At 50.6% G+C, this 9,786-nt stretch carries 22 protein-coding genes; all 22 read left to right on the forward strand.

Annotation, left to right across the window (positions count from 1 at the left end; all coding sequences use genetic code 11):
• On the forward strand, positions 1-136 hold a 136-nt coding region (gene tuf, locus VMT71_09915), incomplete at its 5' end, for an elongation factor Tu (GenBank protein ID HVN24276.1).
• A gap of 10 nt (positions 137-146) precedes the next feature.
• Positions 147-452 (forward strand): 30S ribosomal protein S10, encoded by a 306-nt coding sequence (rpsJ, locus tag VMT71_09920; protein ID HVN24277.1) that lies wholly within the window; start codon positions 147-149, stop codon positions 450-452.
• A gap of 10 nt (positions 453-462) precedes the next feature.
• Positions 463-1,086, forward strand: a complete 624-nt coding sequence (gene rplD / locus VMT71_09925) for a 50S ribosomal protein L4 (GenBank protein ID HVN24278.1) — start codon at positions 463-465, stop codon at positions 1,084-1,086.
• Entirely contained in the window at positions 1,083-1,370 is a 288-nt protein-coding gene (locus VMT71_09930) for a 50S ribosomal protein L23 (GenBank protein ID HVN24279.1), read from the forward strand. The genes rplD and VMT71_09930 overlap by 4 nt, the downstream gene beginning before the upstream one ends.
• Positions 1,370-2,200: a 50S ribosomal protein L2 gene (gene rplB, locus VMT71_09935; GenBank protein HVN24280.1), complete on the forward strand. Its 831-nt coding sequence runs from the start codon at positions 1,370-1,372 to the stop codon at positions 2,198-2,200. Before VMT71_09930 ends, rplB begins: the two co-directional genes overlap by 1 nt.
• A 9-nt stretch (positions 2,201-2,209) precedes the next feature.
• Positions 2,210-2,500 carry a 30S ribosomal protein S19 gene (gene rpsS, locus VMT71_09940; GenBank protein HVN24281.1) on the forward strand — a complete coding sequence of 97 codons (291 nt, stop codon included), beginning with the start codon at positions 2,210-2,212 and terminating at the stop codon, positions 2,498-2,500.
• Between the two features lie 52 nt (positions 2,501-2,552).
• Entirely contained in the window at positions 2,553-2,885 is a 333-nt protein-coding gene (gene rplV, locus VMT71_09945; protein HVN24282.1) for a 50S ribosomal protein L22, read from the forward strand.
• Between the two features lie 19 nt (positions 2,886-2,904).
• Positions 2,905-3,549, forward strand: coding sequence for a 30S ribosomal protein S3 (gene rpsC / locus VMT71_09950; protein ID HVN24283.1), 645 nt, complete (start codon positions 2,905-2,907; stop codon positions 3,547-3,549).
• The gene (gene rplP, locus VMT71_09955; GenBank protein HVN24284.1) at positions 3,549-3,965 is read left to right on the forward strand and encodes a 50S ribosomal protein L16; all 417 of its coding nucleotides are present in this window, start codon (positions 3,549-3,551) and stop codon (positions 3,963-3,965) included. Before rpsC ends, rplP begins: the two co-directional genes overlap by 1 nt.
• Positions 3,962-4,156 carry a 50S ribosomal protein L29 gene (gene rpmC, locus VMT71_09960; GenBank protein ID HVN24285.1) on the forward strand — a complete coding sequence of 65 codons (195 nt, stop codon included), beginning with the start codon at positions 3,962-3,964 and terminating at the stop codon, positions 4,154-4,156. The genes rplP and rpmC overlap by 4 nt, the downstream gene beginning before the upstream one ends.
• A gap of 32 nt (positions 4,157-4,188) precedes the next feature.
• Entirely contained in the window at positions 4,189-4,479 is a 291-nt protein-coding gene (gene rpsQ, locus VMT71_09965; GenBank protein ID HVN24286.1) for a 30S ribosomal protein S17, read from the forward strand.
• Positions 4,476-4,844, forward strand: coding sequence for a 50S ribosomal protein L14 (rplN, locus tag VMT71_09970; GenBank protein ID HVN24287.1), 369 nt, complete (start codon positions 4,476-4,478; stop codon positions 4,842-4,844). The genes rpsQ and rplN overlap by 4 nt, the downstream gene beginning before the upstream one ends.
• Before the next feature lie 7 nt (positions 4,845-4,851).
• The gene (gene rplX / locus VMT71_09975; protein ID HVN24288.1) at positions 4,852-5,175 is read left to right on the forward strand and encodes a 50S ribosomal protein L24; all 324 of its coding nucleotides are present in this window, start codon (positions 4,852-4,854) and stop codon (positions 5,173-5,175) included.
• Positions 5,176-5,199: 24 nt separating this feature from the next.
• The gene (gene rplE / locus VMT71_09980; protein HVN24289.1) at positions 5,200-5,730 is read left to right on the forward strand and encodes a 50S ribosomal protein L5; all 531 of its coding nucleotides are present in this window, start codon (positions 5,200-5,202) and stop codon (positions 5,728-5,730) included.
• Between the two features lie 71 nt (positions 5,731-5,801).
• Positions 5,802-5,987 carry a type Z 30S ribosomal protein S14 gene (locus VMT71_09985; protein ID HVN24290.1) on the forward strand — a complete coding sequence of 62 codons (186 nt, stop codon included), beginning with the start codon at positions 5,802-5,804 and terminating at the stop codon, positions 5,985-5,987.
• 10 nt (positions 5,988-5,997) lie between these two features.
• Positions 5,998-6,399, forward strand: coding sequence for a 30S ribosomal protein S8 (rpsH, locus tag VMT71_09990; GenBank protein HVN24291.1), 402 nt, complete (start codon positions 5,998-6,000; stop codon positions 6,397-6,399).
• An 8-nt stretch (positions 6,400-6,407) separates the two neighbouring features.
• The gene (gene rplF, locus VMT71_09995; GenBank protein ID HVN24292.1) at positions 6,408-6,944 is read left to right on the forward strand and encodes a 50S ribosomal protein L6; all 537 of its coding nucleotides are present in this window, start codon (positions 6,408-6,410) and stop codon (positions 6,942-6,944) included.
• 17 nt (positions 6,945-6,961) lie between these two features.
• Positions 6,962-7,327 carry a 50S ribosomal protein L18 gene (rplR, locus tag VMT71_10000; protein HVN24293.1) on the forward strand — a complete coding sequence of 122 codons (366 nt, stop codon included), beginning with the start codon at positions 6,962-6,964 and terminating at the stop codon, positions 7,325-7,327.
• A gap of 14 nt (positions 7,328-7,341) precedes the next feature.
• Positions 7,342-7,860 carry a 30S ribosomal protein S5 gene (rpsE, locus tag VMT71_10005; protein ID HVN24294.1) on the forward strand — a complete coding sequence of 173 codons (519 nt, stop codon included), beginning with the start codon at positions 7,342-7,344 and terminating at the stop codon, positions 7,858-7,860.
• Positions 7,847-8,032 carry a 50S ribosomal protein L30 gene (rpmD, locus tag VMT71_10010; GenBank protein HVN24295.1) on the forward strand — a complete coding sequence of 62 codons (186 nt, stop codon included), beginning with the start codon at positions 7,847-7,849 and terminating at the stop codon, positions 8,030-8,032. The genes rpsE and rpmD overlap by 14 nt, the downstream gene beginning before the upstream one ends.
• Before the next feature lie 2 nt (positions 8,033-8,034).
• Positions 8,035-8,481: a 50S ribosomal protein L15 gene (gene rplO, locus VMT71_10015; GenBank protein HVN24296.1), complete on the forward strand. Its 447-nt coding sequence runs from the start codon at positions 8,035-8,037 to the stop codon at positions 8,479-8,481.
• The gene (gene secY, locus VMT71_10020) at positions 8,478-9,785 is read left to right on the forward strand and encodes a preprotein translocase subunit SecY (protein ID HVN24297.1); all 1,308 of its coding nucleotides are present in this window, start codon (positions 8,478-8,480) and stop codon (positions 9,783-9,785) included. The genes rplO and secY overlap by 4 nt, the downstream gene beginning before the upstream one ends.
• Position 9,786: the final 1 nt, after the last annotated feature.

Consider the following 9,786-nt stretch of genomic DNA (forward strand, 5'->3'; position numbering starts at 1 on the left):
GGTCATGCCCGGGGACAACGTAACCCTCACCGTAGAACTCGTTACCCCCATCGCCCTCGAGAAGGAACTCCGCTTCGCCATCAGGGAAGGCGGCAAGACCGTGGGCGCAGGGGTAGTCACGGAGATACAGGAGTAGGAGCCAGGAGATGAGGCCGCGAATAAGGATATGCCTGAAAGCCTTTGATCATAGATTGCTCGATCAGTCCGTAAAAGAAATTGTCGAGGCAGCGAAAAAGACCGGAGCCCAGGTGGTTGGGCCTGTTCCCCTGCCGACGATGATCCAGAAATTTTGCGTACTGAGGTCTCCCCACATTGACAAGAAGTCGCGGGAGCAATTTGAAATACGGACCCATAAGCGACTGATCGATATCGTAGAGCCGACGCAGCAGACAGTGGACGCGTTGATGAAGCTGGAACTCTCGGCCGGCGTTGATGTGGAGATCAAGTCTTAGGAGACGTGTAATGGCCAAAGTAGATGTGCTTGACATAAAGGGTGCGAAAGTAGGGGAAGTAGAAATCAGGGATGAAATTTGGAACGCCGAAGTGAAGCCATACCTGATGCATGATGTTGTTGTTATGCAGTTGGCCAACCGCAGGAGAGGTACTTCGTCAACCAAGACGCGCTCCGATGTTTCAGGCGGGAGCAAAAAGCCGTATAGGCAAAAAGGAACGGGCAGAGCGCGGGCGGGATCGTCGACATCTCCGCTCTGGCCTGGAGGTGGCGTGGTGTTCGGCCCCCATCCGAAAGAATACCGGCTGTCGCTCCCAAAGAAAGTAAGAAAGAGTGCGCTGAGGTCTGCATTGAGCCAGCGCTACCAGGAAGAAAATGTGAAATTCCTCGATAAACTTGCTCTCGATGGGATCAGCACAAAGGGATTCAACGGAATGGTGAAACTTCTGAAGCTTACGAAGCCGCTTTTTGTAGTGGCGGAGAAAGATGAAGCGGTGGAGAAATCTGCCCGCAACATTCCGTATGTCAAGATCCTGCGTGCCGAGGGACTGAACGTGTATGACATAGTAAGGCACGACCAGTTTGTCGTGACACTCGACGCGTTGAAGCGCATAGAAGAGGCATTGGTACCATGAACCAGTACGATATTGTATTACGGCCGATTGTTACGGAAAAGAGCTCCCTTGCGAAGGAAGCAGCCAACCAGTATGTTTTTGAAGTTGCTCGCGACGCGAACAAAATAGAGATTGCCAAGGCTGTGGAGCGCCTCTTCAAAGTTAAGGTGCTCGCGGTGCGCGTAATAAATATGGAAGGAAAGAAGAGACGATTGGGCAAGTTTGCGGGCAAGCGTCCCGATTGGAGAAAGGCTATTGTAAAGGTGAGCCCCAAGGACAAAATTTCTTTCTTTGAAGGTGCATAATGGGTGTCAAGGAATTCAGGCCTACTTCCGCCGGCAGGCGGTTCATGAGCGGCCTTACATATGAGGAAATAACTGAGAAGAAGCCCGAGAGATCGCTCGTCAGACGTCTTAAGAAGACAGGCGGCAGGAGCAATACGGGAAGGATTACTACACGCCATATCGGCGGTGGACACAAAAGAAAGTACAGGATCGTCGATTTCCGCAGAAACAAGATGGAGATAGAAGGCAAGGTTGCCAGCATCCAGTACGATCCGAACCGCTCGGCCAATCTGGCGCTGATTCATTATGTCGATGGCGAGAAACGTTACATCATAGCCCCTCTTGGTTTAAAGGTGGGTGACAAGATTGTGGCGAGCAGAAAGGGCGACACTGAAATCAAAGAAGGTAACTCTCTTCCTTTGAAACTTATACCTGTGGGCACCCTGATCCACAACGTAGAGGTCAAGCCCGGGAAAGGGGCACAGCTGGCACGCAGTGCAGGAAGCTTCTGCCAACTCGTCGCCAAAGAGGGAGATTACGCAACAGTAAGGCTTCCGTCCGGTGAAGTGAAGCTGGTACATCTTTCTTGCACTGCGACCATTGGCCAAGTAGGAAATATCGAGCATGAAAATGTGACAATCGGTAAAGCAGGTCGTTCCAGATGGATGGGCATTCGCCCTACCGTGAGAGGTACAGCTATGAACCCTGTCGACCATCCGCTCGGGGGTGGGGAAGGCCGTACCAAGGGCGGCCGCCATCCATGCTCACCCTGGGGGCAGCTGGCTAAAGGTCTGAAAACGAGGAAGAACAAGAGAACCGATAAGTTCATCGTAAAAAGAAGGGGAAAATAGGAGGTCTTCGTGCCGCGGTCTTTGACGAAAGGTTTTTTTCTGGACGAATACTTGATGGAGAAGGTGCGTGCAGCCAAGTCTACGAGAGAAACAAAGGTCATCAAGACATGGTCACGCCGTTCCACGATTACCCCTGACTTTATCGGGGTGACATTTGCAGTGCACAACGGGAAGAAGTTCATTCCTGTCTTTGTGAGTGAAGAAATGGTAGGACACAAATTGGGTGAATTCGCGCCCACGCGTACCTTTCACACGCACTCCGGTGACCGCAAGGCGAAAGTGGTAAAGAAGAAAGAATAAATGTAACTGACGGCCAAAGGCAAAAGGCCAGAGGCTGACGCAGGGTGATACCATGGAAATAGTTGCCAAAGCTAAGATGATGAGGATTTCCCCCACGAAGGTCAGATTGGTGGGTGAACTGATAAAAAAGAAGAATATCAACGACGCGATGGGTATTCTCCTTTTCACGCCTAAGAAAGGCGCCTTCATTCTGAAGAAGCTGCTCGACAGCGCGATTGGTAATGCCCGCCAGAAGAAGTACGTTGATGTGGACACTCTCTATGTGAAGAACGTGCTTGTGGACGGTGGACCGGCCATGAAACGATTTCTGCCGAGAGCCATGGGACGCGCCACAAAGCTCAAAAAAAGAATCAGCCACATTACGTTAATACTTGATGAATCATAACGGAGAAGATGGAGGATAAATGGGTCAGAAGACACATCCAGTAGGCTTCAGGCTTGGAATAATAAGATCATGGGACTCGAAGTGGTTCGCCGCCAAGAATTATTCGCATTTCCTGCATGAAGATATCAGCATGAAGAAGTTTCTGAAGGCGCGACTTTACCAGGCAGGTATTTCCAAGATGGAGATAGAAAGGGCGGCCAACAAGGACAAGAAGGCGAAGATGAACATCTGGACCTCCCGTCCCGGAATTGTCATTGGAAGGAAGGGAACCGAGGTAGAGATTCTTAAAAAAGAACTTCAGGCCATCACTGATAAAGAGATAATCCTGAACATAAATGAGGTGAAGCGACCGGAAGTGGATGCGCAGCTTGTTTCGGAAAACGTGGCGTTGCAGATCGAGAGAAGGGTTTCCTTCAGAAGGGCCATGAAGCGTAATGTCTCCCAGGCGATGAAATTCGGCGCAAAGGGCATCAAAATAATGTGTGCCGGTCGCCTGGCCGGTGCTGAAATGGCAAGGACAGAATGGTACCGAGAAGGAAGAGTCCCCCTTCAGACGATAAGAGCCGACATCGATTACGGAACCGCGGTAGCGCGCACGAAATATGGTGTCATCGGCATCAAGGTGTGGCTCTTTAAGGGCGAAGTTTTTCAGGAGGCACGGTAATGCTCGCTCCAAAACGGGTGAAATACAGAAAACAGATGAAAGGTAGGATGACAGGTACCTCATTGAGAGGCAGTGCGGTCAGCTTCGGTGATTATGGCTTGCAGGCATTAGAGGCCGGCTGGCTTACTGCGAGGCAGGTTGAGGCAGCGCGTATCGCCCTTTCCCGCTACGTAAAGAGAACCGGCAAGCTCTGGATAAGAGTCTTTCCCGACAAGCCGATTACGAAAAAACCTGCCGAGACGAGGATGGGTAAAGGCAAAGGGCCTGTGGAGGGCTGGATAGCTGTAGTGCGTCCCGGAAAGGTCCTTTATGAGATCATGGGGGTACCCGAAGATAAGGCGCGTGAAGCACTCTATATCGCGTCACAGAAGCTCCCGGTTAAGACGAGATTTGTCATGAGGAGTGAGATCGAATGAAAGCCCGTGAGCTTAAGGAATTAACGGCTGAGGAACTTCTCAAGAAGGAGAAGGAGCTCAAGGAAGAGATATTCAATCTGAGGTTCCAACATTCCACCGGGCAACTGGACAACACGGCCCGGCTTAAACAGGTAAAGAAAAACATTGCGCGGCTGGAAAGCGTACTGCGCCAGAAGGCGCTGAACAAGTAGACAGAGGAGAACTAAAGGACGCTGAGGGTATTATGGAGCCGAAGAGTGCGAATAGAAAGAAAATGGTTGGTCTAGTCGTCAAAGATAAGATGGACAAGACTGTCGTCGTCGAGTTGGAGAAGAGATACAAACACGGAATGTATCAGAAGTACCTGAGCACCAAGACGAGGTGTAAGGCACATGATGAGAAAAACGCAGCACGCGTCGGCGACCAGGTACTGCTTGTTGAGACGAGACCCCTATCCAAGGAAAAGAGATGGGTTGTCAAGGAAGTTATTAGAAAAGCGATGGCCGTGCCTGCAATAGAGGTGACCGAACAATGATACAGGCCAGAACCAGGATTGAGGTTGCAGATAATTCGGGGGCAAAGAAGCTTGGGTGCATCCAGGTGCTCGGTGGTTCCAAAAAGAGATACGGGACTGTCGGGGATATCGTTGTTGCATCGGTCAAAGAGGTCATTCCCAACAGCAAAGTGAAAAAGGGTGAAGTGGTTAAGGCGGTCATAGTACGCACAAAGAAAGAGATCCGCCGTCAAGATGGCTCTTACGTGAAATTTGATGACAACTCGGCAGTGCTGATTAATCAGTATAATGAACCCATCGGCACGCGTATATTTGGACCCGTGGCCAGAGAGCTGAGAGCAAAGAGATTCATGAAAATAATATCATTGGCACCCGAAGTTGTGTGAGGTTGGCATGGAGAAGCATTATCACATAAAGAAGAACGACACAGTGATGGTCACCACCGGTAAGGATAAAGGCAAGACCGGCAAGGTACTTCGCATTAACCAGAAAAAAGATCGCGTCATTGTTGAAAAGGTCAACGTCATAAAGCGACATGTACGGCCAAGTCAAAAGACAAAGGGCGGCATTATGGAACGCGAGAGTCCCATAGCCGTCTCTAACGTCATGATCTATTGCGAGAAGTGCTCGAAGCCGGTCAGGGCTGGTAGCAAAATCCTCGAAGACGGCAAGAAGGTAAGATATTGCAAGAAGTGCAAAGAGGTCCTGGATAAGTAGGAGGCTGTATTGAAAACGGCTTATATGGATTTTTACGAAAACGAAGTACGTCCGTCATTAATCAGAAAGTTCAAGTACAAGAACGTAATGCAGGTTCCGAAACTTGAGAAGATCGTCATCAATATGGGTCTGGGAGAGGCCATCCAGAATATCAAGGTCCTTGACAGCGCTGCCAACGACATCATGCTTATTTCAGGCCAGAAGCCGGTCATCACAAAGGCGAAGAAATCGATCGCTTCTTTTAAGCTGCGGGCAGGCATGCCTGTTGGCTGCGTGGTTACCCTGCGAAGGGAGCGGATGTACGAGTTCTTTCAGAAACTGGTTACGATAGTGCTGCCGAGGGTGAGAGACTTCAAGGGAATCTCCTCGAAGTCTTTTGACGGCAGAGGAAATTACACGATCGGGCTTCGGGAGCAGATTATTTTCCCGGAGATCGACTACGATAAGGTTGATAAAGTTAGGGGCATGAACATCACCATAGGCACGTCGGCGAATTCGGATGAGGAAGCGCACGAGCTGCTAAGGCTCATGGGTATGCCGTTCCGAGCCGTTTAGTTATCAGGTGAAGCGATGCTGCGAAGATAAATTTCTTTGCTTCCTCGCGTTACCATTTTAGTGGAGGACGCATGGCAAGAAAGAGCATGATGGAGAAGCTCAGAAATCCGGTCAAATTCACCACCAGAGCCAGGAAGAGGTGCGTGATATGCGGCAGGCCGAGAGGTTTTATAGGGAAGTTCGAGATGTGCAGGATCTGCTTTAGGAATCTCGCCCTTCGTGGTGAGCTGCCTGGCGTAATAAAGTCGAGTTGGTAAGGGGGTATCCATGTCGATGACGGATCCCATAGCGGACATGCTGACAAGAATGCGCAACGCGCTCATGGCGCGCCAGGAACTGGCCGATATGCCTTATTCAGCCATGAAATTCTCTATAGCCAAGCTGCTCAAGGAAGAAGGTTACCTTAAGAATTATAAGGTCTACACGGATGAAACAAGGAAGAAGTTCATCAAGGTCTATCTTAATTATGATGAGCACAACCGGAGTGTCATTTCGGGCGTGAGGAGAGTTAGCAAGCCTGGTAGACGGGTTTATGTGAAAGCTGAAGACCTGGGGAAGAGAAAAGGAAGACTGGGAATGGGCGTCCTGTCCACCTCCCGAGGCCTCATGACTGACAAAGAGGCGTTGGGGACCCACGTCGGGGGAGAACTTCTATTTCGTATCTGGTGAGGTGAACTATGTCGAGGATTGGTAAAAAGCCTATAGTCCTCCCTCAGGCTGTAAAAGTAGAACTGAAGGAAGGCCTTGTTTCTGTCAAAGGCCCCAAGGGTTCGCTCTCGAGGCCCCTGGTGGACGGCATTGAAGTTGAGATCTCCGATAAACTGGTAAACGTAAAGAGAACCAGCGATGATAAAAGAGCACGTAGCTATCACGGCTTGATGCGCACACTCGTCTCGAATATGGTAGACGGCGTTTCTAAAGGTTTTGAGAAGAAGCTTGAAATTGTAGGTATCGGGTATCGTTCGGAGCTCCACGGTAATAAACTGGTCTTTCACCTGGGTTATTCGCATCCCATCGAGTTCCCTTTACCTGCTGGCATATCTGCAGAAGTAGAAAAACAGACCCTCGTGACGATCAAAGGCATCGACAAGGAACTCGTAGGTCAGATAGCCGCAAAGGTCAGGGGCCTGAGAAAGCCGGATCCCTATAAAGGTAAAGGTGTGAAGTACGCGACCGAGGTGCTGAGGAAGAAAGCAGGAAAAACAGGCAAGTAGGAAAGTAGGAGTTCGTTATGGATACGCGAGCAAAGTTGGAATCACGAACGAGACGGAAAAAGAGGATCAGGAAGAAGATTGCAGGAAGTGCGGAACTCCCGAGGCTCTGCGTGTACAAGAGCCTGCATCACATGTACGCACAACTGGTCGACGACGAACAGGGCAAAGTGATCACAGGCTTATCCACCCTGAACAAAGAGGTTGCTGCCAAAGCCAAGAAGACCGGAAACGCTGAGGCCGCTAAGGTGCTCGGCGAGGCGATAGGGCGAAAAGCCCAAGAAATGGGCATCAAGAGCATCGTTTTTGATAGAAACGGTTTCAAGTATCATGGGAGAGTGAAGGCCCTTGCAGAAGGCGCCAGAGAGGCCGGATTAACCTTTTAGAGGAGGCATCGTTGATCGAGAAGAAGCGCATTAACCCAACTGAGCTTGAATTGCAGGACAGGGTTGTTCACATAAACCGCGTGGCAAAGGTTGTCAAGGGTGGACGGCGCTTCAGCTTCAGTGCGATTGTGGTCGTCGGTGACGGCAATGGCCACGTCGGCTTTGGGCTGGGGAAAGCGAACGAAGTGCCCGACGCAATTCGAAAGGCTGTCGAGCGGGCCAAGAAAGGTGTCATAGAGGTCCCATTGAGCGCGGGGACAGTACCGCATGAAATAGCTGGCATATACGGATCGAGCAAGGTTTTTATAAAACCGGCCATTGAAGGCACGGGCGTTATTGCAGGCGGTGCAGTGCGCGCAGTGCTCGAGGTGGCAGGTGTCAGAAATATTCTCACAAAATGCTACGGTTCGCGAAATCCTCACAACGTGGTTAAAGCCACGATGAATGGTCTCGGGATGCTGAAAAGCCCTGATGTGGCTCTGAAGCAACGTGGTAAAACAAAAATTGCGGAGGCACCAAGTGGCGCATCTTAAGATCAAGTGGGTCAAGAGTTTCATAGGGCGGACCCAGGACCAGCGGGATACTATTCGCAGCCTCGGGTTCAAAAAATTACATGAAGAGCGTGTCGTGAAGAATACGCCGGAAATACGGGGCATGGTCAAAAAAGTGATACATCTGGTCAAGGTGTTGGAGGACGTGAGATAGCCATGAGACTTGAGGACTTGAGACCGCACGAGGGTTCCAGAAAAAAGAGAAAAAGGATCGGCAGAGGCCCCGGATCGGGCCACGGAAGAACAGCGACAAAGGGGACAAAGGGACAGATTGCCCGGTCGGGCGGCACGAAGGGTAAGGGATTCGAGGGCGGGCAGATGCCTCTGACGCGTAGAGTGCCCAAGAGAGGTTTCAAGAATCCCTTCAGAAAAGAATACGCAGTCGTCAAAGTGAGCGATCTTGCCCCGTTCAAGGATACGGGCAGGGCCGGCATTGAGGATTTTACGCAGCGAGGGCTCGTCAAGAAACTGAAGGACGGGATCAAGCTTCTGGCCGACGGGGACCTCGACTTCCCAATAAAAGTTACGGTGCACAAGGCATCAAAGCAGGCGATCGAGAAGATTCGTGCTCGGGGCGGTGAGGTAGAGGTGATAGGGCAATGAGCGGCTTCCAGAACATCGGAAGAATACCCGAACTCAAGCGCAGAATCATCATGACGCTCGTGCTTCTTGCCGTGTACAGAATTGGTGTGCATATCCCTACGCCTGGCATCGATGGAAAGGTGCTGGCTGCGATCTTTGAACGGGCACGCGGGACACTTCTCGGTTTTTTTGATATGTTTGCCGGCGGCGGTCTGGAGCGTCTCTCCGTGTTTGCGCTGGGCATTATGCCCTACATTAGCGCATCCATCATACTGCAGCTTTTGACTGTGGTTGTGCCGACGCTGGAGCGACTCTCTAAAGAAGGCGAAGCCGGCCGAAGAAAGATAACCCAGTATACCCGGTACGGCACAGTCGTTATCAGCCTTATCCAGGGGTTCGGCATAGCAGTAGGCCTTGAACAGATGAGGGGCACCGGTGGGGAGATGGTGGTCTATAACCCCGGTTGGAGTTTCCGGATCTTTACGATGATTACGCTTTGCGCCGGAACGTCGTTCCTCATGTGGTTGGGCGAACAGATTACGGAAAAAGGTATAGGGAACGGTATCTCGCTTATCATTTTTTCGGGCATTGTTGCCAGAATGCCGAATGCCATCGCTGGCACCGGCAGCATGGTGAGCGCGGGTGAAATGAACTGGTTTGTGGTGCTTCTTCTGATAGCGTTGATACTGGTCGTCATAACGTTCATCGTGTTCATGGAGACATCACAGAGGAGGATACCAGTTCAATATGCGAAAAAAGTGGTCGGCCGACGCATTTACGGAGGGCAGTCAACACATCTGCCGTTGAAACTGAATACGGCGGGCGTTATCCCGCCCATTTTTGCCTCGTCGATCATAATGTTTCCTGCCACCATCGCCAACTTTATCCCGCACCCCTACATGAAGACGTTCGCTCAACTGCTGACGCCCGGAAGCATCCTGCACGAACTTCTCTATGTGGGATTCATCGTATTTTTCTGTTTTTTCTATACGGCGATCGTCTTCAATCCTGATAACGTCGCAGACAATATGAAGAAATACGGAGGATACATTCCGGGTATCCGTCCTGGGAAGAAAACTTCAGAATATATAGAAAAGGTGCTGTCCAGAATTACTCTTGTTGGCGCCATCTACATTTCCTTTGTCTGCGTGCTCCCCACCATACTTGTCCAGAAGTTTAATGCTCCCTTTTATTTCGGCGGGACAGCGCTTCTCATCGTCGTCGGTGTCGGCCTTGACACGATTCAGCAGATAGAATCACATCTCATTCTGAGACACTACGATGGACTGGTCAAGAAGAGTTCCAAAATGAAAGGCAGAAGATAGA

This window comes from Syntrophorhabdales bacterium (assembly GCA_035541455.1).
Lineage (GTDB): Bacteria > Desulfobacterota > Syntrophorhabdia > Syntrophorhabdales > WCHB1-27 > JADGQN01.

What these genes read in the sequence shown, in the direction of transcription:
- rpsJ (HVN24277.1), top strand. Translation starts at nt 147, where the DNA reads ATGAGGCCGCGAATAAGGATATGCCTGAAAGCCTTTGATCATAGATTG.
- rplD (HVN24278.1), top strand. Translation starts at nt 463, where the DNA reads ATGGCCAAAGTAGATGTGCTTGACATAAAGGGTGCGAAAGTAGGGGAA.
- VMT71_09930 (HVN24279.1), top strand. Translation starts at nt 1,083, where the DNA reads ATGAACCAGTACGATATTGTATTACGGCCGATTGTTACGGAAAAGAGC.
- rplB (HVN24280.1), top strand. Translation starts at nt 1,370, where the DNA reads ATGGGTGTCAAGGAATTCAGGCCTACTTCCGCCGGCAGGCGGTTCATG.
- rplV (HVN24282.1), top strand. Translation starts at nt 2,553, where the DNA reads ATGGAAATAGTTGCCAAAGCTAAGATGATGAGGATTTCCCCCACGAAG.
- rpsC (HVN24283.1), top strand. Translation starts at nt 2,905, where the DNA reads ATGGGTCAGAAGACACATCCAGTAGGCTTCAGGCTTGGAATAATAAGA.
- rplP (HVN24284.1), top strand. Translation starts at nt 3,549, where the DNA reads ATGCTCGCTCCAAAACGGGTGAAATACAGAAAACAGATGAAAGGTAGG.
- rpmC (HVN24285.1), top strand. Translation starts at nt 3,962, where the DNA reads ATGAAAGCCCGTGAGCTTAAGGAATTAACGGCTGAGGAACTTCTCAAG.
- rpsQ (HVN24286.1), top strand. Translation starts at nt 4,189, where the DNA reads ATGGAGCCGAAGAGTGCGAATAGAAAGAAAATGGTTGGTCTAGTCGTC.
- rplN (HVN24287.1), top strand. Translation starts at nt 4,476, where the DNA reads ATGATACAGGCCAGAACCAGGATTGAGGTTGCAGATAATTCGGGGGCA.
- rplX (HVN24288.1), top strand. Translation starts at nt 4,852, where the DNA reads ATGGAGAAGCATTATCACATAAAGAAGAACGACACAGTGATGGTCACC.
- rplE (HVN24289.1), top strand. Translation starts at nt 5,200, where the DNA reads ATGGATTTTTACGAAAACGAAGTACGTCCGTCATTAATCAGAAAGTTC.
- VMT71_09985 (HVN24290.1), top strand. Translation starts at nt 5,802, where the DNA reads ATGGCAAGAAAGAGCATGATGGAGAAGCTCAGAAATCCGGTCAAATTC.
- rpsH (HVN24291.1), top strand. Translation starts at nt 5,998, where the DNA reads ATGTCGATGACGGATCCCATAGCGGACATGCTGACAAGAATGCGCAAC.
- rplF (HVN24292.1), top strand. Translation starts at nt 6,408, where the DNA reads ATGTCGAGGATTGGTAAAAAGCCTATAGTCCTCCCTCAGGCTGTAAAA.
- rplR (HVN24293.1), top strand. Translation starts at nt 6,962, where the DNA reads ATGGATACGCGAGCAAAGTTGGAATCACGAACGAGACGGAAAAAGAGG.
- rplO (HVN24296.1), top strand. Translation starts at nt 8,035, where the DNA reads ATGAGACTTGAGGACTTGAGACCGCACGAGGGTTCCAGAAAAAAGAGA.
- secY (HVN24297.1), top strand. Translation starts at nt 8,478, where the DNA reads ATGAGCGGCTTCCAGAACATCGGAAGAATACCCGAACTCAAGCGCAGA.